Source organism: Streptosporangium sp. CA-135522 (assembly GCF_050949235.1).
Classification (GTDB): domain Bacteria; phylum Actinomycetota; class Actinomycetes; order Streptosporangiales; family Streptosporangiaceae; genus Streptosporangium.
On record NZ_CP192026.1, the window covers coordinates 5,933,369 to 5,954,659 of the forward strand.

At 70.4% G+C, this 21,291-nt stretch carries 19 protein-coding genes and 2 pseudogenes; 7 read left to right on the forward strand and 14 right to left on the reverse strand.

The genetic code is table 11. The annotated features are described in order from the left end of the window. Positions 1 to 11: 11 nt before the first annotated feature. The 5 genes and pseudogenes from ACQPYK_RS28190 to ACQPYK_RS28210 all read right to left on the reverse strand — a co-directional run bounded on the left by ACQPYK_RS28190 (position 12) and on the right by ACQPYK_RS28210 (position 5,955). The gene (locus tag ACQPYK_RS28190; RefSeq protein ID WP_433237077.1) at positions 12 to 959 is read right to left on the reverse strand and encodes a (2Fe-2S)-binding protein; all 948 of its coding nucleotides are present in this window, start codon (positions 957 to 959) and stop codon (positions 12 to 14) included. A 166-nt stretch (positions 960 to 1,125) separates the two neighbouring features. After that, complete coding sequence (locus tag ACQPYK_RS28195) at positions 1,126 to 2,280, reverse strand: methyltransferase (protein WP_433237080.1); 1,155 nt, start codon at positions 2,278 to 2,280, stop codon at positions 1,126 to 1,128. 37 nt (positions 2,281 to 2,317) lie between these two features. After that, positions 2,318 to 4,129, reverse strand: coding sequence for an ABC transporter ATP-binding protein (locus tag ACQPYK_RS28200; protein ID WP_433258926.1), 1,812 nt, complete (start codon positions 4,127 to 4,129; stop codon positions 2,318 to 2,320). Positions 4,130 to 4,174: 45 nt separating this feature from the next. Further along, positions 4,175 to 4,978: pseudogene (locus tag ACQPYK_RS28205) on the reverse strand (ABC transporter permease); the annotation flags it as partial. Then, positions 4,978 to 5,955 carry an ABC transporter permease gene (locus ACQPYK_RS28210; protein WP_433237083.1) on the reverse strand — a complete coding sequence of 326 codons (978 nt, stop codon included), beginning with the start codon at positions 5,953 to 5,955 and terminating at the stop codon, positions 4,978 to 4,980. The gene ACQPYK_RS28210 and the pseudogene ACQPYK_RS28205, both read right to left, overlap by 1 nt. A gap of 83 nt (positions 5,956 to 6,038) precedes the next feature. Between ACQPYK_RS28210 and ACQPYK_RS28215 the strand changes: the two genes are divergently transcribed. Continuing rightward, positions 6,039 to 7,724: an ABC transporter family substrate-binding protein gene (locus ACQPYK_RS28215; RefSeq protein ID WP_433237086.1), complete on the forward strand. Its 1,686-nt coding sequence runs from the start codon at positions 6,039 to 6,041 to the stop codon at positions 7,722 to 7,724. A gap of 267 nt (positions 7,725 to 7,991) precedes the next feature. Here ACQPYK_RS28215 and ACQPYK_RS28220 read toward each other — a convergent pair whose 3' ends face one another. After that, positions 7,992 to 9,212 carry an FAD-dependent monooxygenase gene (locus tag ACQPYK_RS28220; protein WP_433237089.1) on the reverse strand — a complete coding sequence of 407 codons (1,221 nt, stop codon included), beginning with the start codon at positions 9,210 to 9,212 and terminating at the stop codon, positions 7,992 to 7,994. Then, positions 9,209 to 10,090 (reverse strand): DMT family transporter, encoded by an 882-nt coding sequence (locus ACQPYK_RS28225; RefSeq protein ID WP_433237092.1) that lies wholly within the window; start codon positions 10,088 to 10,090, stop codon positions 9,209 to 9,211. The genes ACQPYK_RS28220 and ACQPYK_RS28225 overlap by 4 nt, the downstream gene beginning before the upstream one ends. A gap of 70 nt (positions 10,091 to 10,160) precedes the next feature. Here ACQPYK_RS28225 and ACQPYK_RS28230 point away from each other — a divergent pair, with 70 nt between their 5' ends. Together ACQPYK_RS28230 and ACQPYK_RS28235 are read left to right on the forward strand one after the other, a co-directional pair. After that, entirely contained in the window at positions 10,161 to 11,093 is a 933-nt protein-coding gene (locus tag ACQPYK_RS28230; protein WP_433237095.1) for a LysR family transcriptional regulator, read from the forward strand. A gap of 32 nt (positions 11,094 to 11,125) precedes the next feature. Beyond that, a pseudogene (locus tag ACQPYK_RS28235) lies at positions 11,126 to 11,479 on the forward strand (aldo/keto reductase); the annotation flags it as partial. A 54-nt stretch (positions 11,480 to 11,533) separates the two neighbouring features. Here ACQPYK_RS28235 and ACQPYK_RS28240 read toward each other — a convergent pair. Continuing rightward, entirely contained in the window at positions 11,534 to 12,508 is a 975-nt protein-coding gene (locus ACQPYK_RS28240; protein ID WP_433237098.1) for a quinone oxidoreductase family protein, read from the reverse strand. An 88-nt stretch (positions 12,509 to 12,596) separates the two neighbouring features. On the opposite strand from ACQPYK_RS28240, the gene ACQPYK_RS28245 reads away from it, so the two are divergent. From ACQPYK_RS28245 to ACQPYK_RS28260, 4 genes are all read left to right on the forward strand, one after another. Continuing rightward, complete coding sequence (locus ACQPYK_RS28245; protein ID WP_433237102.1) at positions 12,597 to 12,911, forward strand: ArsR/SmtB family transcription factor; 315 nt, start codon at positions 12,597 to 12,599, stop codon at positions 12,909 to 12,911. 264 nt (positions 12,912 to 13,175) lie between these two features. Further along, positions 13,176 to 14,036, forward strand: a complete 861-nt coding sequence (locus ACQPYK_RS28250) for an SDR family oxidoreductase (protein ID WP_433237105.1) — start codon at positions 13,176 to 13,178, stop codon at positions 14,034 to 14,036. Positions 14,037 to 14,089: 53 nt separating this feature from the next. Next, positions 14,090 to 14,713 carry an ATP-binding cassette domain-containing protein gene (locus tag ACQPYK_RS28255; protein WP_433237108.1) on the forward strand — a complete coding sequence of 208 codons (624 nt, stop codon included), beginning with the start codon at positions 14,090 to 14,092 and terminating at the stop codon, positions 14,711 to 14,713. A 544-nt stretch (positions 14,714 to 15,257) separates the two neighbouring features. Continuing rightward, positions 15,258 to 15,686 carry a nitroreductase family deazaflavin-dependent oxidoreductase gene (locus tag ACQPYK_RS28260; protein ID WP_433237111.1) on the forward strand — a complete coding sequence of 143 codons (429 nt, stop codon included), beginning with the start codon at positions 15,258 to 15,260 and terminating at the stop codon, positions 15,684 to 15,686. A gap of 320 nt (positions 15,687 to 16,006) precedes the next feature. Here ACQPYK_RS28260 and ACQPYK_RS28265 read toward each other — a convergent pair whose 3' ends face one another. The 6 genes from ACQPYK_RS28265 to ACQPYK_RS28290 all read right to left on the reverse strand — a co-directional run bounded on the left by ACQPYK_RS28265 (position 16,007) and on the right by ACQPYK_RS28290 (position 21,262). Then, positions 16,007 to 16,687: an SDR family oxidoreductase gene (locus tag ACQPYK_RS28265; RefSeq protein WP_433237114.1), complete on the reverse strand. Its 681-nt coding sequence runs from the start codon at positions 16,685 to 16,687 to the stop codon at positions 16,007 to 16,009. Then, entirely contained in the window at positions 16,684 to 16,863 is a 180-nt protein-coding gene (locus ACQPYK_RS28270) for a hypothetical protein (RefSeq protein ID WP_433237117.1), read from the reverse strand. Before ACQPYK_RS28270 ends, ACQPYK_RS28265 begins: the two co-directional genes overlap by 4 nt. Before the next feature lie 398 nt (positions 16,864 to 17,261). Further along, complete coding sequence (locus tag ACQPYK_RS28275; protein WP_433237120.1) at positions 17,262 to 18,158, reverse strand: CU044_5270 family protein; 897 nt, start codon at positions 18,156 to 18,158, stop codon at positions 17,262 to 17,264. Continuing rightward, entirely contained in the window at positions 18,151 to 18,723 is a 573-nt protein-coding gene (locus ACQPYK_RS28280) for an RNA polymerase sigma factor (protein ID WP_433237123.1), read from the reverse strand. The genes ACQPYK_RS28275 and ACQPYK_RS28280 overlap by 8 nt, the downstream gene beginning before the upstream one ends. 518 nt (positions 18,724 to 19,241) lie before the next feature. Next, the gene (locus tag ACQPYK_RS28285; protein WP_433237126.1) at positions 19,242 to 20,195 is read right to left on the reverse strand and encodes an SDR family NAD(P)-dependent oxidoreductase; all 954 of its coding nucleotides are present in this window, start codon (positions 20,193 to 20,195) and stop codon (positions 19,242 to 19,244) included. Next, a complete protein-coding gene (locus ACQPYK_RS28290) occupies positions 20,192 to 21,262 on the reverse strand; it encodes a UDP-N-acetylglucosamine--N-acetylmuramyl-(pentapeptide) pyrophosphoryl-undecaprenol N-acetylglucosamine transferase (protein WP_433237129.1) in 1,071 nt (356 codons plus the stop codon). Before ACQPYK_RS28290 ends, ACQPYK_RS28285 begins: the two co-directional genes overlap by 4 nt. Positions 21,263 to 21,291: the final 29 nt, after the last annotated feature.

The window sequence follows — 21,291 nt, forward strand, 5'->3', positions numbered from 1 at the left end:
GCGCGGCGGCCTCATCCGCTCCGGCGTACGGCGCGCGCCCACTGCTCGCGGCGGGCCGCGGGGTCCAGCAGGACGCAGTCGCCGCACTTTCCACCGCCGGGCAGCCGGTAGTAGAGGCAGCAGCTGTGCCGGACGAAGAAGGGATGTCCGGCGACGGGCTCGGCCAGGTCCCCGCTGTTTCGCAGCACTCCGTGGGACAGCAGCCGATGTCCCAGCGGGATCGCGCGGGCCGCCAGCTCGGGCCGTGCCCGGACGATCGCGCCGAGCGTCCCGGCCAGGGCGGAGGCGGCGTTGCCCCACAGCAGTGCCGGAGCGATCTTCGTGATCTCCCGTACGGCCCGGGCCAGCGGCTCCAGTAGCTCGCTCACCACGGTGCGGTACAGGGGTTCCGCGACCCGGCTCGTGTCCGTGATCTCCCATCCCGTCGGGTGCGGGGCCCACAGCTGCAGCGGCCCGGTCGTCGCGGATCGCCAGCTCACGCGGGCCGGGGCCAGGTCGACCAGCAGGTCGCGGGCGACGACCGCGCCGACGACCGGCGACCACAGCCGCGCGGCCAGGCCCTGGAACAGGATGGAGGCGGCGACCCTGGTCTCGGTGGTCTCCAGGCGTCGCTCGACATCGGCGACCATGGCCGGCAGCACATCGCCGCCGTCGAACAGGGCGGTGAGCGGCCGCCAGCCGTGTCGGGGCGCCGCTGCCGGCTCACTCGGGTCGGCCGGCTCACTCGGCCCGGTCGCCCCGGCGAGCCCGGCCGGGTCGGAGGGCCCGCTCGGGTCGGCGGGCTCACTCGGGTCGGCGGGCTCACTCGGGTCGGCGGGCTCACTCGGGTCGGCGGGCCCGCTCGGGTCGGTCGAGACCTCGAAGTAGGCGCCGACCGCCGACACCTCGGCCAGCGCTCCGGCGACCAGACGGGGATGCGCCGGACGCCCGGCAGGGTCGAGCTCGGGGAGATCGTTCACGGTCACACCGCCAGTCCGGTCCGGGCCGCGATCACGCGGCGATACGGGGAGCGGCACGGTGAACGGCACGCGCCGATCACCGAGTGGGAGATGCCCGCCCGCGCCGCGTCCCCGGCCGCCCGCTTTCCGCGACGCCGGCCCGTCCCCGGCGAGACGGGCCGGCCTGTCAGCTTTTGACGGCCCGCAGGATGACGAACTTCGGGTTGCTCGCGACGACCTCGCAGTTACCGAAGAGCCGCCGCAGCTTCAGGTGGTATCCCAGGTGCCGGTTGCCGATCACCCAGAGTTCGCCCCCACGGCACAGCGCGGCGCGCGACCCGGTGAACATGCGCCAGGCCGTCGCGTCGGTCGTCGCCTGATGGGTGTGGAAGGGCGGGTTGTTCAGCACCAGGTCCACCGTCCCGGCCGGTACGTCCGACAGGCCGTCCCCCACCACGAATCGCGCCGTGACATCCGCGGCGACGTTCGTGCGGAACGTGGCCTCCGCCGAGGCCACCGCCTGGTAGGACTCGTCGATGAACACCACCTCGGCTTCGGGGTTGGCCAGCGCCGCGGCCGTTCCGATCACCCCGTTGCCGCAGCCCAGGTCCACGATGCGCTCGGGACCGCGGCGCCGGGGCAGGTTCTGCAGGAAGAACCTGGTGCCGATGTCGAGGCGGTCGGCGCAGAAGACACCCGCGTGGTTGGTGACGGTCAGGCCCGAAACCGGGCCGACGTCGGTGGGCAATGCGTAGTCCCGCGGCCACGGGCTGGTGGCGCGGGCGAGCCGGGGGTTCGGCGAGCAGAAGATGAGCCGCGCCTTCTTGGCCGCCAGCGACGTCCAGGTCGGCCCGAGGACCTGCTCGAACAACCTCAGCGTCGAGGTGTGGATCTCGGTGACCATCCCCGCGCCGATGACGACGGTGCCCTCGTGAACGCGGGATGCGAGGCGGTGCAACTGGTCCTCCAGGAGCGCGAGGCTCTTGGGCACCCGGATCAGCAGCACGTCGATCCGGTCCGGTGGCGTGTCCCTGCTCGACAGCAGCCGCACCGTGTCCGCGTCGACCCCGTTGCGCCCCAGGTTGGCCCGGGTCGCCTCCTGGGTGAGGAAGGAATCGGTGATCTGCACGGGACGGTGGTCGGCGAGGGCGGTGACCAGGGCGCCCCAGCGGTCGCCCACCACGACCACGGTGCCCGACAGGTCCGCCGGCCTGCCGTCGATTCCGTCCAGGTGCCGAAGCAGGTATTCGTCGGCGGCGTCCCAGGCGCGAAGCATGTCGCGGGGGTCGTCGGGAAAGCGTGCGAGGTCGAACCCACCTCTTGACGTCGTGAAACGGTTCATCGTCCCCACAGGCTAACGGAGGCTCACGGCGCACCGGTCAGCCGGGGATCGGCCCGGCCTGCGCGTCCTGGGGAAAGTGGCAGGCCACGACGTGCCCGGCGGCCGCGGGGACGGGCACGGGCCTCTCACTCTCACATCGCCGGTCCCGCTTGATCCCGTAGATCGGGCAACGGCTCCTGAACGGGCAACCCGTGTGCCGCTCGAAGGGGCTGGGCGGGTCACCGGCGAGCAGCAACCGTTTACGGGCCCGCTCACGCGCGGGGTCGGGGACGGGCACCGCGTCGATGAGGGCACGGGTGTAGGGGTGGAAGGGCCGGTTCAGCACGGTGTCGGTGTCGCCGGTCTCCACGGTCCTGCCGAGATACATCACGCTCACCCTGTCGGCGATCTGCCGGACCACGGCCAGGTCGTGCGAGACGAACAGGTAGGCCAGGCCGAGCTCGTCGCGCAGTCTGACCAGCAGGTCGAGGATGCCGGCCTGCACGGTGACGTCGAGCGCGGAGACGGGCTCGTCGAGGACCACCAGTCCGGGCCGCACCGACAGCGCTCTGGCGATGCCGATGCGCTGGCGCTGGCCGCCGGAGAACTCGTGCGGGAACCTGGAGGCGTGCTCGGCCTTGAGCCCCACCTGCTCCAGCAACTCGCCGATCCCGTCTCGGGGCAGGCCCAGCGTGCGCAGCGGCTCGGCGACGATCTCGCCGACGGTCATCCGCGGGTCCAGACTGGACATCGGGTCCTGGAAGACGATCTGGACGTCGCGCCGCGCTCCGGCGGACGGCTCCCTGCCGAACAGCCTGATCGTCCCCGTCTCGGGCCTGCGCAGACCCATGATCTCGAACAGCGTCGTGCTCTTGCCCGAGCCCGACTCCCCCACCAGGCCGAGCGTCTCCCCCGGCCTGATCGTCAGATCCACGCCGTCCACCGCGTAGACGGTGCCGACGCGCCGCTTGAACACCTTGCCCTGGTACAGCGGGAAGGTCTTGCCGAGCCCGCCGACCTCCAGCACCGCGGGTTCGTCGGCCACGACGCGCGGCTCGGGCGCCACGTCCAGGCGCGGCACCGCCGCCAGCAGGCTCCTGGTGTACGGCTCGCGCGGCCTGCCGAAGACCTCCTCGGCCGTGCCCTGTTCGACGACCCGGCCCGCGTGCATGACGGCCACCCTGTCCGCCAGCCCGGCGATCACGCCGAGGTCGTGGCTGACCAGGACCATCGCCGCCCCCGTCTCGCGCCGGGCGGTTCGCAGCAGGTCGAGCACCTGCGCCTGAACGGTGACGTCCAGCGCGGTGGTCGGCTCGTCGGCGAGTATCACCTCGGGGTCGTTGGCGACGGCCATGGCGATCATGGCACGCTGCCGCATTCCGCCGGAGAACTCGTGCGGGTAGGCCTGCGCGCGCCGCTCCGCCTCGGGGATGCCGACCAGCCGCAGCAGCTCGACGGCGCGGGCGAAGGCCTCCTTGCGGGAGACGTCCCGGTGCGCGAGGACGGCTTCGGCGATCTGGTCGCCGATCCGGTAGACGGGTGTGAACGCCGACAGCGGGTCCTGGAAGATCATGGCGACCTTGGCGCCGCGCAGCCGTACCAGCGTCCCGGTGTCGGCGCCGACGACCTCGACGCCGCCGAGCCGTACCGAGCCCTCGACGGTGGCGGTCGCGGGCAGCAGGCCCATCGCGGCCAGCACGGTCACCGACTTGCCCGAACCCGACTCGCCGACCACGCCGAGCACCTCACCGCGGCGTAGCTCCCAGTTCACCCCCCGCACCACGGCCTGCCCGGCGAAGGAGACGTTCAGCTCGTGTACGGCGAGCACCACGTCCTCGGGGACGGGCGCGAGCCCCTTGACGGCGGTCATCGTGCCCTTGACCGGCCTGGCGGCCTCGGAGGTCGGGTCGAGCGCGTCGCGCAGGCCGTCACCGACGAGGCTGACGGACAGCACGAAGACGATCAGCAGCCCCGCGGCGAAGAAGAACATCCACGGGTAGCCGATCGCGGCCTCGGTGCCCTCGGCGATGAGAGTGCCGAGCGAGACGTCGGGCGGCTGCACGCCGAAGCCGAAGTACGACAGCGCGGTCTCGCTCATCACCGCGCCGCCCACGGCGATGGTGGTGTCGATGATCAGGAAGGAGGCGACGTTGGGCAGGATGTGCCTGCCGATCACCCGGGCCCTGCCGACGCCCATGAACTCGGCGGCGCGGACGAACTCGCGCTCCTTCAGGGAGATCGTCATCGACCTGACGATCCGCGCGCTGATCATCCAGCCGAGGATGCCGAGCAGCAGCGCGAAGACCAGCCAGCCGGAGCCCTTCAGACGCGGCGAGACCAGCGAGATGATCAGGAAACCGGGGAAGATCAGCAGCAGGTCCATGCCGAAGCGCAGGGCGCGGTCGGTCCAGCCGCCGAGGTAGCCGGCCAGCGCGCCGACCACGGAGGCCAGCACGGTGGAGAACAGCGCGACGACCAGGCCGATGACGAGTGACTTGCGCAGGCCGTAGGTGGTCTGGGCGAAGACGTCCTGGCCGATCCGGTTGGTGCCCCACCAGTGCGCGGCCGAGGGGGGCTGCCGGATCGCCGTGTAGTCGATGGCCTCGTATCCGGCCGGGCTGATCACCGGGCCGAGGAAGGCCAGGACGAACAGCAGCGCGATGACGGCGGCGCCGATCAGTACGCCCTTGGCCTTGACGAAGCGACGCAGTGTGGTCATCAGTGACGTACCCGGGGGTCGAGGGCGGCGTGCAGAAGGTCGGCCACGAAGCCGGACAGCAGGATCACGATCGCGGCGAAGAGGTTGACGGCGACGACGGAGTTGAGATCGTTCTTGCCGACGGAGTTCATGAACCAGTCGCCCATGCCGTGCCAGCCGAAGATCCGCTCGGTGAAGGCGGCGCCGGTGAAGATGCCGAGGAACCCGAAGGCGAAGAACGTCGTCATCGGGATCAGCGCGGTGCGCAGGCCGTGCTTGAGCATGGCCCTGCGCGGGTGGACGCCCTTGGCCAGGGCGGTGCGCAGATACTCCGAGCCCAGCACGTCGAGCATGGTCGCGCGCTGGTAGCGGCTGTAGACGGCGATCGTGCCGAGCGCGATGGACAGCGTGGGCAACAGCAGGTGCGCGGCCCTGTCGCCGAGCTGGGCGAAGAGGCCTCCCTGGAGGCCGGGGGTCTTCTCGCCGGTGAAGTCGATGACGTGCGCGACGTTCTCGTTCAACCAGGTGGTGCCGACTTTGAGCAGTACGGCCAGCAGGAAGACCGGCGTCGAGAGCAGCACGAAGGAGATCACCGTGATGGCGCGGTCGGAGAACCTGTACTGCCTGATCGCCCCCCACGCGCCCGCGAGCACGCCCACGACCGTGCCGACGACGGTGCCGACGAGCAGCAGCCGCAGGCTCACCCCGAGGCGGCGGCCGAACTCGTCGTTGACCGAGGTGTCGTCGATGGTCTGCCCGAGGTCACCGGTGACGGCGTGTCCCGCCCAGGTGCCGAACCGCTCGATGAACGGGGTCTTGTCGTTGACGCCGAGGGATGTCAGGTGCGCGTCGACGGCTTCCGCCGAGGGCTGCGGCCTGCGCCCTTCGAAGTAGGCGCGGGGGTTCATGCTCGCCGACGCGAGCGCGTACGAGATGAAGACCGCCACCAGCAGCAGCACAACGTAGTACCCGGCCCTCTTGCCGAGGAACGCCAGCACGTAGATCCTCCTGAGTTGAAGGCCAAACCAGGCGTAACCTACAATTCCTATAGGAAATATGCGAAATCAACGGAGGCGAATTCGTGAAAACAGTAGTGCGACTGTCGGCCTTAGTCACGGCGGCGGCACTGGCGATCTCTGCCTGCGGGGGTGGGCAGAGCCCGAGCGAGTCCGACGCGCCGTCGGCCTCGACGGCCCCCGTGGCGGTGGACGCCGTCGACGTCAACGAGCAGCCTCTCGACAAGCTGAAGGACGGCGGATCGCTCAAGATGGCGATCCAGCAGTGGATCACGCAGTACAACAGCGGCCAGGTCGACGGCACCCAGGGCGACGCCCAGGCCATCACGTCGGTGGTCGAGCCCGACCTGTTCGGCTATGACGCCAAGGGGGTGGCGCACGCCAACCCCGACTTCCTGGTCTCGGCCGAGGTGACCTCCACCTCGCCGCAGGTCGTCACCTACAGGCTCAACCCCAAGGCCAGATGGTCGGACGGCAAGGCTCTGTCGGCCAAGGACTTCCAGGCGCAGTGGAAGGCGCTCAACGGCAAGGACAAGGACTACCTGATCGCCAGCTCCGCGGGCTACGAGCTGATCTCCGACGTCACGCAGGGCGCCGACGCCACCGAGGTCAAGGTCACCTTCGCCGCGCCGTTCGCCGACTGGCAGGTCCTGTTCGACCCGCTCTTCCCCGCCGCCGCCTACGACACCCCGGAGAAGTTCAACAAGGGCTGGCGCGAGAACGTGCCGATCACCGGCTCCTCCTGGAAGATCGGCTCCTACGACAAGACCGCCCAGACGATCACCGTGGTGCGCGACCCGAACTGGTGGGGCACGCCGCCCAAACTGGACAGCATCGTCTTTCGCGCGCTGGACCCGGCCGCGGCGCTGGACGCCTACCTCAACAAGGAGATCGACTACACCAGCGCAATCCGCACCGAGGCCTACACGAGGCTGAAGGACGATCCCGACACCGACATCCGCGTCGGCGCGCGCTGGGACGAGGTCATCGTCGTGCTCAATGGCGGGCGCGGCCCGCTCGCCGACGTCAGGGTGCGCAACGCCGTGGAGAAGGCGATCGATCGCCAGGCCATCGCCACGATCTCACTCAAGGACCTGCCCGTCACGCCCAAGCCGGTGGACAACCACCTGTTCATGCCCAACCAGGAGGGCTACGAGGACACCGCGGGCGAGTACGGCAGGCTCGACGTCGAGGGCGCGAAGAAGCTGCTCACCGACGCCGGCTGGGCCGAGGGCAACCCGCGCACCAAGGACGGGCAGCCGCTCAAGCTCTCCTTCGTGCTCTCCGCCGACGCCACCCAGCAGCAGGTGGACCAGGGCACGCTGCTGCAGCAGATGCTCGGCCAGGTGGGCATCCAGCTCACCATCGACAAGGTGCCGGGCAACGACTACTTCGAGAAGTACGTCAACCGCAGCAACTTCGACCTGGTCTCCTTCCGCAACGTGGACCAGATCTTCCTGTCCCAGGCCTACTCGCAGTACCAGGCCCCCGACGGGGACAACGTCTTCCAGAACTACGGCCGCGTCAGCTCCCCCGAACTGGTGGACCTGCTCAAGAAGGCCCAGGTCACCACCGACCGTGCCGAGGCCATCAAGCTGTACAACCAGGCCGACAGGCTCGTGTGGTCACTCGGCCACTCGATCGCGCTGTACCAGCGGCCGCAGATCCTCGCCGTGCGCAAGGGCCTGGCCAACTGGGGCGCCAGCGGGCTGTCCAGCGACGACTACAACAAGGTCGGCTGGCTGAAGTGACCGCCTGACGACCGGGGCCGCTCCCGAACCGCCACGCCGCTTCGGGAGCCTCCCCCGGGGCGGACGGACAGACAGGAAGGCGGGTAACCCGTGTCACGACGAGCCGATGCGGTTCGATCCGATCCGACGTCCGATCCCGGGATTTCGCCCCACCGGCCGGCTCCAGCGGGTCCGCGCACCGGCCTACGCCGCCGCGCAGCGAGTGCCCGGCCCCGAGCGGAGGCATCGGTCCTCGATGGGGTGATCGCGCTCCGGCTCTCCCGGAAATCACCCACGGACCCCTTCGTCACAGGCGTGATCGGGGGCGACGGGCAGGTAGTCCTTGAGCGTGATGCCACCGGCTCTGGTCATGGCCTTGGCCATCAGGGGACGGAAGGGCCGCGATGTCATGAGCCTGGTCAGCTGCGTGCCAAGCCAGATGGCCGATCGCGACTGCGGGACGAACGCTTTGACGCCGCCGGGGGCGAGCTTCTGGGCCTCGGCGACGTAGGGCCGCAGCTGGTCTTCGTAGGCGGCGAAGGCGGTGGGGTGGTCGGCGCTCGCCAGCTCTCCCGCCAGCACGTACGCCCCCACCATCGCCATCGCGGTGCCGTTTCCCGACAGCGGGGAGCCGCAGTAGCCGGCGTCGCCGAGTAGAACCACGCGTCCCTTCGACCAGTGGTCCATGTGGACCTGGCAGATGGTGTCGAAGAAGAAGTCCTCGGCGTCCGGCATCGCCTTGAGCAGGCGCGCGGTCTCCCAGCCCACGTCGGCGAACCTGTCGCGCAGGATCTGCTGTTGCTGGGCGACGTCGCGCCGGTCGTAGTCCAGCTCGCCGGCCGCGAAGGCGAACATGGCCTTGGCGGTGTGCCTGCCCTCGGGCCTGATCGCGGCCAGCCGCCCGCCCGGCGCGCTGTGCAGCAGGAACCAGTGGTCCAGCTCCAGCCCATCGGCCGGGATGGTGAAGTAGGCGCTGTAGGCGCCCAAGTGTTTCACGAACGAGGATTCGGGACCGAACACCAGCTTCCGCACGTTGGAGTGCACGCCATCGGCGCCCACCACCACGTCGAACACCCTGGCGGGGGCGCGCTCGAAGGTCGCCATGACGCCATTGTCGACCTCGGTGAGCGAGGTGATCGAGTCGTCGAAGAGGTAGTCCACGCCCTGCCAGGCCGACTCGTACAGGATGTCGGTCAGGTCGCCGCGAAGGATCTCGATCTCGGCCACCGCCCCCTCTCCGCCGAACAGTTCGGCAGGCATGCTCGCCTTCCACCGGCCGTCCGCGGCCACATAGGCCAGGCCCCGCTCGTGGATGCTCGCCTTCCGAATGTGATCCATGATGCCCATCCGCTCGACGACCTCCTTGGCCGCGCCGCGCAGGTCCACCGCCTGGCCACCGGGCCTGGGCGCGGGGGCTCGCTCCACCAGCGTGGGACGCAGGCCGTACCTGCTGAGCCAGTGGGCCAGCGTCAGACCCGCGATGCTGCCGCCCGAGATGAGAACGTTCATGTGATGCTCCTTGATCTGAGAACGAAGATGGTGGCCAGGACGATCGCCCCGCCGACGACCTGACCGGCGGCCGGTTGCTCGCCGTACACCAGCGCGGTCGACGCGACGGTGACGGCGGGTTCGGCGCAGGAGAGGATGGCGGCCGTCGAGGCCCCCACAGCCCGTACACCGGCGAACATGGTCACGATGGGAATCACCGTGGAGATCAGCGCCAGCAGCGCCATCCACAGCCAACCGGCCGCCACGAAAGGCGGATGCAGCGAGCCGGTTACCGAGGCGGCGGCCGCGAGGCTGCCGGCCGCGCCGGTGCAGACGACGGCCGACAGCAGGTAGAGATCGAGATCGTCCGGCAGCCCTTCGGCCACCGTGAGATAGATCGCGTAGGCCACGGCCGCGCCCAGCCCGAGCAGCACGCCTCCGGTGTCCGCCGAGCCGCCCGTTCCCAGCAGGAGCAGCAGCCCCACGGCGGAACAGCCGAGTGCGGCCACCCTGCGCCGGTCGAGCGACTGCCTGCGCAGGACGACGGCGATGCCGGTGACCAGCGCGGGATAGGTGTAGAGCAGCAACGCGACGAGTGGTGCGCTGATCACAGTGAGGGCGCCGAAGTAGAACGCCGCCTGGCAGGCGTATCCGACAGCGCCGAGCAGCGCGCAGACCACCAGCGTCCTACGTGTCGGTACGGCCGGCCGCCGCCAGGCCACCATTATGCAGAAGACCGCCGCGGCCAGGCCGAACCGTACGGTCAACATCGTCGACACGCCCACTCCGGCCGCGTAGGTCTCCCTGGCGAAGATCGGCGCCAGGCCGAACCCGGTCGCCGAGATCAGACATAACGCGGCACCGGCCGAGTACCTCGCGGTGGTGGTGGTCGTCGTCATGTCAACGACCGTAGGGGTCGGCGATCTATCGAGATAGCCTGGCTTTCCTTGATGAAGAACAGGAAATTCCTTGATCTCGCTCCACCAGCTGCGATGCTTCCTCGCCACTTTCGAGCATGGCTCCTTCACCGGCGCCGCCACCGCTCTCGGCTACGCCCAGCCGTCCATATCCGAACAGGTCCGCCTGCTGGAGCAGCATGTGGGAGCGCCGCTGTTCCGCCGCGCGGGCAGAGGCATGGTGCCCACCGAGGCCGCCACGGCTCTGCGCCCGCATGCGGCCGCGGCCCTCGCCTCCGTCGACGAGGGCGTCAGGGCGGTCAGCTCGGTCCGCCAGGTGCTGACCGGTACCGTCCGCTTCGGCGTGTTCAACATCGCCCACTACTACCTGGGCGCCGATCTGGTGGCCGACGTGCTCGAACGCCACCCCGGCGTCCGTATCGAGATGATCGGGCAGAACTCCGCGGTCAATATCGAGCAACTGCGCCGCGGTCAGCTGGAGGCCGCGCTCATCGCCCGGCCGCTGGCCGACGACGACATGGCGGTCAGCATGGTGATGCGCGATGAGCTCGTCTACGTCAGCGCCGATCCGGCCCGCCTGCGCGAACCGGTCACCTCGCAGACCCTGGCCGCGGCCCCGCTCGTACTGCCGGACGCCAGCTGGCGCGAGGAGGACTCGACGAGGCAACAGCTGGCGCGCACCGTCGAGGCGGCCGGGCACGTCCTGCACCCCAAAGTGGAGGTCGACAACGTCGAACTGGCCCTGGACATCGCCGCCCGCGGCCTGGCCGACACGGTCTGCTGGCGCGGCGTCCTGCACCATCTGGCCGACCGGCTGCCCGCCAACCTCGGCTGGGTCCCCCTGCGCCCGGCCATGTACGAACGGTTCGCCATCGCCCATCGCCCCGCCGCGGAACTCTCCCCCGCCACCCGTGTCGTCGTGGAACTGGCCACCACCCGCATGCGCACCCTGGCCGCCGTCCTCCGCCGGGTTCGCGAAGGCTGACCCGCCCGGCTCTCAGCGTGAAGTTCGGCGTGATGCGGGATCCCGGCGGAGACTTCACCGGTCTGGACGGGCGCCCGGCGGCCGTGAAGAACTCCCTGGCCTACTCCCTGCAGCGGCTCGGCACCGACCACATCGACATCTACCGGCCGGCCCGCCTCGACCCCGATGTGCCGATCGAGGACACCATCGGCGCCATCGCCGAGATGGTGCAGGCCGGCCATGTGCGTGGGGTCGGCCTGTCGGGGGTCGGCCTGTCGGGGGTCGGCTCCGAGACCATCCGCCGGGCCCGCACCGTCCGCCCGATCACCGATCTCCAGATCGAGTACTCCCTGTTCAGCCGCGGCATCGAGGACGGCATCCTGGACACCTGCCGGGAGCTGGGCATCGCCGTCACCGCCGGAGCTTGGGCACCAGCCCTTCCGTTCACGACCGCGCGGCCTTCAGGCGACCTTCACCAGCAGCTTGCCGGTGGTCGCCCGGGTCTCGACGAGACGGTGCGCCTCGGCGGCCTCGTGCAGGGCGAACTCGGCCGTCACGGGCAGCTCGACGGCACCGGTCGCGACGGTGTGGAAAGCACGTCCGGCGATGTCGGCCAGGCTCCGCGGGTCGGCCTCGGAGAGGTCGAGGATGGAGAAACCGCTCACCGAGCGCGCCCCGGGGTAGAGCTGGGCCTGTCCCACCTGCCAGGGGGTGCCGCCGCCGGCATTGCCGAAGGAGACGAGGCGACCGAAGAAGGCGAGGGAGCCCAGGGTTCGCAGGAGGGTCTCGCCGCCCACCGGGTCGAGGGCGAGGTCCACGCCACGACCGCCGGTGGCGCGGCGCACGTCCTCGGGGAAATCGTCTCCGACGAACACCTCGTCATAGCCGTACTTCAGCGCCTGCTCCGCCTTCTCCCCGCTGGAGACCACCCCGTACACCGCGCCCGCGCCGCCGAGCCGGGCCAGCTGACCGGCGACCGTGCCGACCCCGCCCGCCGCACCCTGGATCAGTACGCTCTCGCCTTCGCGCAGCCGTCCCACCTCGTGGAGAAGGGCGTGGGCAGTCGGCAGGACGGTGGGCAGGGTCGCGCCGGTCCGCAGCGAGATCCCTTCCGGCAGCGGGAAGGTGGTGGCGGCGGGGACGGCGACGGTCTCGGCGTAGCCGCCACCGCTGACGAACGCGATGACCTCCTGGCCGGGCCGTAGCCCGCTCACCCCCTCGCCGACGGCGCGAACGCGGCCGGACACCTCCAAACCGGGGACGAAGGGGAGGGCGGTCACCCGATAGCCGACGCCGCGGGCTTTGATGTCGGCGAAATTGACGCCCGCATAGGCGACGTCGATGGTCACCTCACCCGCCGCGGGCTCCGGTGTCACGACCTCCGTGAGGCGCAGCACCTCAGGTCCGCCGAGTTCCTTGACCACGATCGCACGCATATCCGGCTACCTCCGCCTAGACTGTTCAATGAAAGTCGAACACTTCAAAGTGTACGGTTTCGATCGAACACTTGGCAAGGAGAGCGCCTTGAGCCACCGGTCCACGCCCGAGCACGTCCATCCCGACGACGTGCCCGTCCTGGAGGCGTTCGCCGCACTCGCCGATCCGGTCCGCCTCCAGCTCGTCCGCGAGCTGGCCGCCTCCGAGGACTGGTCACGATCCTGCGGCACCTTCGACGTGCCCGTGGGCAAGGCGGCGCTCAGCCATCACTTCGCGGTGCTGCGCTCGACCGGGCTCATCGAGCAGCGCGACGCCGGAGCCAAGCGCGTCAACCGATTGCGCCGGCCGGAGTTCGACCGGCGCTTTCCGGGGCTACTGGATCTGGCGCTGCGCGAGGAGTGACGCCCGACGGCCGGGACAACCGGGCGGCCGGCCGCCGCAGGGGACAACCGGGCGGCCGGCCGCAAGAACGGCTCGCCGCGGCGACGCCTTCCGGCGGGCCACGCCAGGGACCTTGCGCCGCATCGTCGTGCGACCAACCCGGCAAAACGCTAGGCGAGACGGTCCGTCTTGACATGACAAACGAAGGTCGCATATAGTCATCGCCACACAGCGAGACGAACCGTATCGTCTAGATCGATCAGCGAATGATTCGGAGTTCCGTACATGGCCGTCCCATCGACCGCTCCCGCACGCACCTGGTTCATCACCGGCGCCAGCCGCGGTCTGGGCCGCGCCTTCGCCCTCGCCGCGCTGGAGCGCGGCGACCGGGTGATCGCCGCCGCGCGCACCATCGCACCGCACGACTTCGACGAGCGCCATGGAGACCGGCTGCTGACCCTCCCCCTCGACGTGACCGACCGCGCCGCGGTGTTCGCCGCCGTGGCCACCGCCGTCGAGCGCTTCGGCCGGCTCGACGTCGTGGTCAACAATGCCGGGACCATGTCCTCGGGCATGATCGAGGAATTCACCGAGGCCGAGGCCCGCGCCCAGTTGGAAGTCAACCTCTTCGGCGCGCTGTGGGTCTGCCAGGCCGTGCTGCCGCACCTGCGCGCCCAGGGCTCCGGCCACATCGTACAGATCTCCAGCATCGCCGCCCTCGGCGGCTTCCCGACCACCGGGATGTACAGCGCGAGCAAGTTCGCCCTGGAGGGCATGAGCGAGGCGCTGGCCCTGGAGGCCGCGCACTTCGGCGTCAAGCTCACCATCGTCCAGCCCGGCGGCTACTGGACCGACCTGTACACCGGCATGACCATGACCACGCCTGCGGAGCCGTACGGCCCGCTGCGCGCCGAGATGGAGAAGCAGTGGGCCGAAGGCTCGATCGACAGCCAGCCGCGCCTGGCCGCCGAGGCCCTGCTGAAGCTCGTCGACAGCGAGGATCCGCCTCTGCGGCTACTGCTCGGCAGCATGGTCTACGACCTGGCCTTCGACATCTCCCGCCGGCGGATGGACACCTGGGCCGGCTGGGAGCAGGTCAGCCGTGCCGCCGAACACGCCGTGCCCGCCCCCGGGAGCACCGGCTGACCGGACGCCGGCACCTTCCGACCCAGCACGCCGACGATCAGGAGGACGCCTATATGCGCATCGCCCATTCCTCACCCGACGCCCAGTTCGTTCTTTCCGGGATCACCAAAAGGTATGACGACAAGGTCGTCCTGGACCAGGTCTCGCTCACCGTCAAGCCCGGTGAGAAAGTCGGCGTGATCGGCGACAACGGCTCCGGCAAGACCACGCTCCTGCGCGTCCTCGCCGGCGAGCTCGTCCCTGACGCCGGCACGGTGCGCCGGGCGGCGCGCGTGGGTCACCTGCGCCAGCAGGACGCCACGCCGTACGGCGAGGGCACGGTTCTGGAGGCGTTCGCGGCCGGCCGGCCGGGAAGCCCCGTGGAACACGCCGACGCGCTACTCGCGCTGGGGCTGTTCCGCGCCGCCGACCTCACCATGCCGATGAAGGCGCTCTCCCCCGGCCTGCGACGCAGGCTCGAACTCGCCCGCCTGGTCAGCGAACCGGTCGATCTGCTACTCCTGGACGAACCCACCAACCATCTGTCCCCGGCCCTGGCCGACGATCTGGAACGCGCCCTGATCGGGTACGAGGGCGCGCTGGTCATCGTTACTCACGACCGGCGCATGCGGACCGCCTTCACCGGCTCCCGCCTTGAACTCCAGGCCGGTGTAGTGGCCCGGTCCCGCGCCGCCTGACGCTCCTATCCGAACGGTGAGATCAGACGTGACCAAGGCAGGGTGAAGGAGTCCCGCCGCCACGGCGTCGAGCGGTCAGACGTCGGTCGAGATCTGCCCGCCGGGAATCATGTCGAGGAACCGGCCCCCAGGCCGGCCCTGACACCCGACCGGCCTCCAGCACGGCGATCCAGGAAAACGATCTTCCACGTTGACAGGTGGCCACCGGGTGGCTGTAATGGTGCGCGTGCCGCGTGACGCCGACCAGAGAGCAGTGGGCCGGTCGGCGCTCGGGCGAGCATCCCGCATCAAAGGGACCCTGCCATAGGTTCATACTCCGTGCCCCGCGCCTGAGGTAAATGCCGCCGCGCGTCGTCCCGCGGCGCCGCCCTGTGGCGTCGGTACGCCGCGTCCGCCCGACGGCCGCCTCCGGGCGCCCGTCCCTGGCCTCACCCGCTCGACCGATGCCCTGTCTCGGGCGGTGGTCAGCGTGCGGGGTGCGTCTCCGTCCTTCACCACCACCATAGATCTACAGACTTCTTTGGAGATTCGACACCACATGCCCATGTCCTTCAACCAATCGGTCATCGAGGAGTTCCGCGCCAACGGGGGAAAGGTCGGTGGCCCCTTCGAGGGCGGTGACCTTCTTCTGCTGACCACCACCGGCGCGAAGTCGGGGACGGAGCGCACCACTCCCCTCGCCTACGTCCGCGACGGCGACCTGCTGCTGATCGTCGCATCCGCCGCCGGCGCGCCTCGTCACCCCGCCTGGTATCACAACCTGCTCGCCCATCCCCTGGTGCGGGTGGAGATCGGTACCGAGGTGTTCACCGCGAGCGCCGTCCCCGCCGAAGGCGCGCGGCGCGATCAGCTCTTCGAGCACGCGGTGCGCGCGGCGCCCGGATACGCCGACTACCAGGCCCGCACCACCCGCGTCCTGCCGGTCGTGGTCCTGGAGCGCTCCGAGGCCGAAGCGGGACAGGCCGCCGGCTGACGGTCGCCACCGATCTCACCGGCACCGCCTCCACCGATATCGGGATGGGCGCCACGGTCGAGGAACGGGCGGACCGTTTCCGTCCGCCCGTTCCCTCCCGTCCGGTCTCACCTGACCTTTCGGGTGTGGACGACCCGGTCGACGAGGCGGCCGGCTTCGTCAGCGGAACGTCTCGGCATGCGCGCCGGCCCACTGTTCGAAGGTGCGGGGCGGGACGCCGGTGACGTCCTGGACGGTCGGACGCACCACCGGCTCGTCCAGCGAGCAGCGCCTCGGGCCCGGTCGGCCGGTAGGTCCGGCCCTCGTACGCGAAGGGACGCTTACCAGGGGAGAGGACGGCCGTCCCGGAAGAAACCGCCGGTGGGACCGTCGTCGGGAAGGGTGGCGGCCCAGACGACGCCGGACGCCCCGGCGGCGACGGGACGTCCACCGGGGCCGCCCATGTCGGTGGCCACCCATCCCGGGCAGACGGCGTTGACCAGGATCCCCTCGGAGCGCAGCTCAGCGGCGAGCATGCGGGTCAGCGCGTTGAGCGCGACCTTGGAGACGCTGTAGGCGGGGGTGCCGCCGCCCATGCCGGCCAGTGACGCCGCCTCGCTGGAGACGTTGACGATCCTGGGGTGTCTGCTCTTACGGAGCAATGGGACCGACCTCTGGGACAGCCGCCAGGGACCGTACAGGTTGGTCTCGGCCGCCTCCCGGACGACGTCCAGATCGGCGTCGACGGCGCGCTGCCAGGTGTCGTAGGTGATGGCGGCGTTGTTGATCAGCACGTCCAGCCGCCCGAACCGTTCGGTGACCTCCTCGACCGCTCGCTCGACATCACCTTCCGAGGTGACGTCGAGTTCTAGGGGACGCGCGTTCGGCCCCAGCCGGCCGGCCACGGTCGTGGCCGCCTCCAGGGACCGGGCGCCGAGCAGAACCGTGTGCCCGAGGGCGGCGAGTTGCCTGCAGACCTCTCGTCCGATGCCCCGGTTCGCACCGGTGACCAGCGCGATCACGATCGGCTCACGGCCAGGGTCACCAGCCCTTTGTCGCCGCCGGCCCGGTTGGCGGTCGTCACCACGCCGCCGATCTTCCGGTCGCCGCCGGTGCGGGTCGGGTCGAAGTGGTCGGCGTGCCACTCCGCCCGGGTGCGGATCTCGGTGCTCGCCAGATGACCCTCGGCGTGGCTCATGGTTCCCCCTGAAATATCGGCATTACCGACACTCCGCATGTTTACGACACACCCTAAATCTATGCCATAAACGATCACAGGAGACTCCCTGCCTCGTGCGGCCCGAGCTTGTTCGCAAGCTAAATCTCTTTAGCCACTCTTGCCAAGAACCGCCGGCGCCGTGTCTAGCCCGGCCACTAGAGCGGTTCATCAAACGTCAGGCGTGCGGGGACGGCCAGGTGACCGCGGTACACGAGCCGGCCGATCGATCAGCCACGGCAGGAGACGCATCATGCGAAGGTTCCGGGCAGGATCAGCCGCGATCTCGGCCGCGGCGCCGACGCTCACCGGCGCCGACGCGGCCGCGGGCCCGGACGGCGGCCGGGCCCGCGCTTGGAACTATGCGGGACTTGGACGCTCTAGTCGCCGTCGGGGAGAGTGTCGGTCCATCGGGCGTCGATCGTCACCGGCTTGTCCACGAGGAAGACCTCTCCCCCGTCGGCGGTGACGAAGAAGCTGGTGTTGCGCACCCGAGAGGTCGCAGGATCGACGACCAGCCGTACCGGTGGGCCTTCGGCAACGGGGATCAGCAGACCCTCCCCGCCGTCGACCGCGCCGAGGCTCTCGACTGCGGGGTAGGCGGCCAGCGCGCGGAAGGCCGCAGCTCGGACCTCGGGCGAGGCCGGGAGCTGCGAGACCAGGGAGACCAGTCCGTTGAAGACCGCGTGGGCCTGCCCGGCGGCGTCCAGCCGCCCGGCGCTGGTCTTGACGTCGCCGCGCTCCAGGCCGTCGCTGATCCAGCTCTTCAGCGCCTCAGGCTCGGCGGGCAGCTTCCGGAGCTGCTCGAAGCCCACTTCCAGACCGCCCAGCCGCAACGGGGCGGGCATGCCGAGTTCGACCACCTTGCCGGCCGTCTTCTTTCCCCTGACCCAGGTGCCGCGGCCGTCGCGAGCCGTCCAGCTCTCCCATCCCTCACCGCCGTCTGAGCCCGTCTTGACGTACCAGTAGGCGCCCGAGCCTTCTGGCGCGCGTTCCGCGTTGGTGGCGGCGGCGAGCAGGATCTGACCGGCACTCAGCCGAACCGCAGCGGGCGGCGGGCCGTTCGGGGTGGCGGTGGGCGCAGCCGTACCGGAGACGACCACGATGGCGGCAGCGGCGGCAGCGGCCAGGCTCATGCCGGCCGCGAACCACGCTCTGCGGCGTGGCCGCGACGGGCGGCGCATTCGCTGCTGGAGTCGGCGCAGGCTGCGCTCGGCCGCCTGGGGGGACGGCTCGGGCGCGGCCAGCAGTGTGGCGAGAGTCTGCAGGTCATCCATGGACTGCCTCCTGGCCGATGACGTTGTGGAGTTTGGCGCGGGCGCGGCTGAGCCGCGAGCCCACGGTGCCGGAGGAGATACCGAGCGCCTCGGCCACCTCCTCGTAACTGAGCTGGCCCAGTGCGACGAGCAGCACCACGTCGCGCTCCCCCGGTGACAGCACGGTCATGGCCTTGACCAGATGCGGCTGCATGCGCTGGGCGGTGACCGAGGTGACGACGCGATTCTCGGGTCCCTCGGCGGCCGGCTCGGGCGCGACACGGCACAGCGCCGCGTAGTGGCGGGCCTCCTTGCGGCGGTGCCGGGCTATCAGGTTGGTGGCGATGCCGAACAGCCAGGGGCGCAGGCCGCCGCGCCCTGGATCGAACTGGTCCCGCTGGTCGAAGGCGGTCAGGAAGGTCTCGGCGGCGATGTCCTCGGCCGTCTGCGCGTCCAGCCGCCCGGCGGCGTAGCGGTAGATGTCACGGAAGCAGCGGTTGTGCACGACCGTGAACAGCTCCGGCTCCGACCGCAGGCGGGCGCCGAGATCGGCGTCGGTCACCTGCTCGCCCACGTTGGCGATCACGTCACTGTCTCTGTCATCAGCGGGTGTCTTCCTGGATGGAGGGTCGACTGTCGCCCATACTTCGCCGCACCCGCCGATCGTCTTCCGGGCGCCCGCGCAGTCGGCCGGGCGGAGGCCCAGGGAGTGCCGGAGCGCCTGACGACGGGCTTTCTGCCACAGAGTTACATGGCGGCCGGGGCACGTTCGGGAGAACACCGTCCGAACCGGACCGCTCCGGCTTTCGTGGAGGTCCTCAAGCCAGCATGATCGTGCTGGCGGAAGGGAGGAACACAGACGATGCCGGCCCCGAAGAAGCGCCCCGACGAGCTTCGTGAGCGCGCGCGGTCCGGATGGTCGTCGAGATCCGCCGGCAGACCGGAGTCGCGCCCGGGCCGTAGGGGCCTCGCTCTATGTGGAGCCGGCCGAAATACGCCGGAAAGGGGCCGCGTACTCCGGTCGTATCCCCGACGCGGGCCCTGCGGACTGATGCCTGGCGGAGTGGGCGGCCGGTAGGCGAGCGGTCCATCGCAGACGTTCCATCAGATCCGGTAACCCGGGTCGGCGGGACGGGTGGCCAGCCACTCGGAGGTACGGCGGAGCCCCTCGCGCAGCGAAACGCGCGGCTTCCAGCCGGTCAGCGCGAGAGCCTTGGAGCTGTCGCACAGCAGCCGCCTCACCTCGCCGCCCGAGGGCCGCATCCTGGCGGGGTCGCCCACGACGGACGCCGACGAGCCGGTGACCTCGATGAGCAGCGCGGCCAGGTCACCGATGGAGATCTCCTGCCCGGAGCCCACGTTGACGATCTCGCCGATCGTCTTGCCGGACCGGGCGACGGCGAGGAAGCCGCGCGCGGTGTCCTCGGCGAAGGTGAAGTCGCGGGTCGGGGTCAGCGCACCCAGCCTGATCTCCTGGGCGCCCGCGTGGAGCTGGGCCAGGATGGCCGGGATGACCGCGCGGGTCGACTGGCGCGGACCGTACACGTTGAACGGGCGCACCACTGACACCGGCGTCTCGAACGCGTGCCAGTACGACAGCGCCATCATGTCCGCGCCGATCTTGGAGGCGGAGTAGGGCGACTGCGGCTGCAGCGGGTGCTCTTCGGTGATCGGGGCGAAGCGTGCCGTGCCGTACACCTCGGAGGTGGAGGTGTGCACCAGTCGCGAGACGCCGTGGCGCCGGACGGCCTGCACGACGTTGTGGGTGCCGGTGACGTTGGTGGCGACGTAGGACTCGGGCGCCTGGTAGCTGTAGGGGATGCCGATCAGCGCGGCCAGATGGAAGACGGTGTCACAGCCCGCGACCGCGTCGGAGACCAGCCCGGCGTCACGTACGTCGCCCGCGATCACCTCGACGTCCTTGCCCGCCAGATGGCCGCGCGAGCCGTACGGTTTGTAGTGCGCCAGCGCGCGAACCTCGGCGCCCTGGGCGAGCAGCAGGTCCACCAGGGTGCTGCCGATGAAACCCTCGGCTCCGGTGACGAGAACCTTCTTCACTTGATCAACTCCAGGGTCCATGCGGCCAGGCGGTCGGCCGCGTCGGCGTGCGGGCTGTCGTGGGCGGCCTTGCGCGGTGGCAGCGCGGCGATGGCCGAGGCCAGGGCCGCACCCGACAGGTCGCCGTCGGGCAGGACGACGGCCTGCTCCAGCGTGCGGGCGTTGCGGGTCTGGTGATCGTGCGGGGCGTGCGGATATGGCACGAGTACGGCGGGCATCCCGCACACGTCGAGCTCGGCCACGGTCGCCGAGCCCGAGCGGCAGATCATGAGGTCGGCGGCCGCGTAGGCCAGGTCCATGCGCTCCAGGTACGGCACGGCCGCGGCGATCCCGGTGTCGGGCAGTCGCTCGTTGAGCAGATCGGCGCCTTCCGCCCCGGCCTTGATCACGATGCGCACGTCGTCGCGGTCGCGCCAGCGGTGCGCCAGCTCGACGGCCGCGGCGTTGAGCCGTACCGCTCCTGCGCTTCCGCCATTGACGATGATCAGCTTGACGTGGTCGGCGACGCCGTACGACTGTCTGGCCTCAGCCCGTGAGGCGCCCAGCAGGCCCGGCATGAGCGGCATGCCCACCACCCGTCCCCTGAGCCCCGCCGACGGCATGGCCAGCGCGACGTGGGGGGTCAGCGCGGCGGAGAAGCGGTTGGCGCGGCCGGGGACCGCGTTGGACTCGTGCACGAGCGCGGGCACGCCGGCCAGGCGGGCGCCGGCGATCAGCGGCGCGCTGGAGTAGCCGCCCATGCCGACGACGACCTGCGCCCTCGTCTCGCGGATGAGGTCACGGCACTGCAGGGAGGCTCTCAGGAGAGCTGCGGGGAAGCGCAGCGTCTCGCTCTTGATCATCGGAACCATGTCCACGGTGTGCAGCGGATAGTGGGTGACCAGGCGGCGTTCCAGGCCGCGTTCGGTGCCGGTGAAGTCGATGCGCGCATCCGGCCGGGCCCGCAGAATCGCGGCGGCCAGCGCCAGACCGGGATAGATGTGCCCGCCGGTCCCGCCGGCGCCGATGAGGATCGACGGACCCGTGCGGAGCGCCCCGGTGGGGTGCAGGTCTTCCTGAAGCAGCATGACGCCACAGTGCTGACCTGGTCTAAGAG

Bases quoted from the DNA above. Each gene is read 5' to 3' on its own strand.
- ACQPYK_RS28195 (WP_433237080.1), bottom strand. From the start codon at position 2,280: ATGAACCGTTTCACGACGTCAAGAGGTGGGTTCGACCTCGCACGCTTT.
- ACQPYK_RS28200 (WP_433258926.1), bottom strand. From the start codon at position 4,129: ATGACCGCCGTCAAGGGGCTCGCGCCCGTCCCCGAGGACGTGGTGCTC.
- ACQPYK_RS28220 (WP_433237089.1), bottom strand. From the start codon at position 9,212: ATGAACGTTCTCATCTCGGGCGGCAGCATCGCGGGTCTGACGCTGGCC.
- ACQPYK_RS28225 (WP_433237092.1), bottom strand. From the start codon at position 10,090: ATGACGACGACCACCACCACCGCGAGGTACTCGGCCGGTGCCGCGTTA.
- ACQPYK_RS28240 (WP_433237098.1), bottom strand. From the start codon at position 12,508: ATGCGTGCGATCGTGGTCAAGGAACTCGGCGGACCTGAGGTGCTGCGC.
- ACQPYK_RS28250 (WP_433237105.1), top strand. From the start codon at position 13,176: ATGGCCGTCCCATCGACCGCTCCCGCACGCACCTGGTTCATCACCGGC.
- ACQPYK_RS28255 (WP_433237108.1), top strand. From the start codon at position 14,090: ATGCGCATCGCCCATTCCTCACCCGACGCCCAGTTCGTTCTTTCCGGG.
- ACQPYK_RS28260 (WP_433237111.1), top strand. From the start codon at position 15,258: ATGTCCTTCAACCAATCGGTCATCGAGGAGTTCCGCGCCAACGGGGGA.
- ACQPYK_RS28270 (WP_433237117.1), bottom strand. From the start codon at position 16,863: ATGAGCCACGCCGAGGGTCATCTGGCGAGCACCGAGATCCGCACCCGG.
- ACQPYK_RS28275 (WP_433237120.1), bottom strand. From the start codon at position 18,158: ATGGATGACCTGCAGACTCTCGCCACACTGCTGGCCGCGCCCGAGCCG.
- ACQPYK_RS28290 (WP_433237129.1), bottom strand. From the start codon at position 21,262: ATGCTGCTTCAGGAAGACCTGCACCCCACCGGGGCGCTCCGCACGGGT.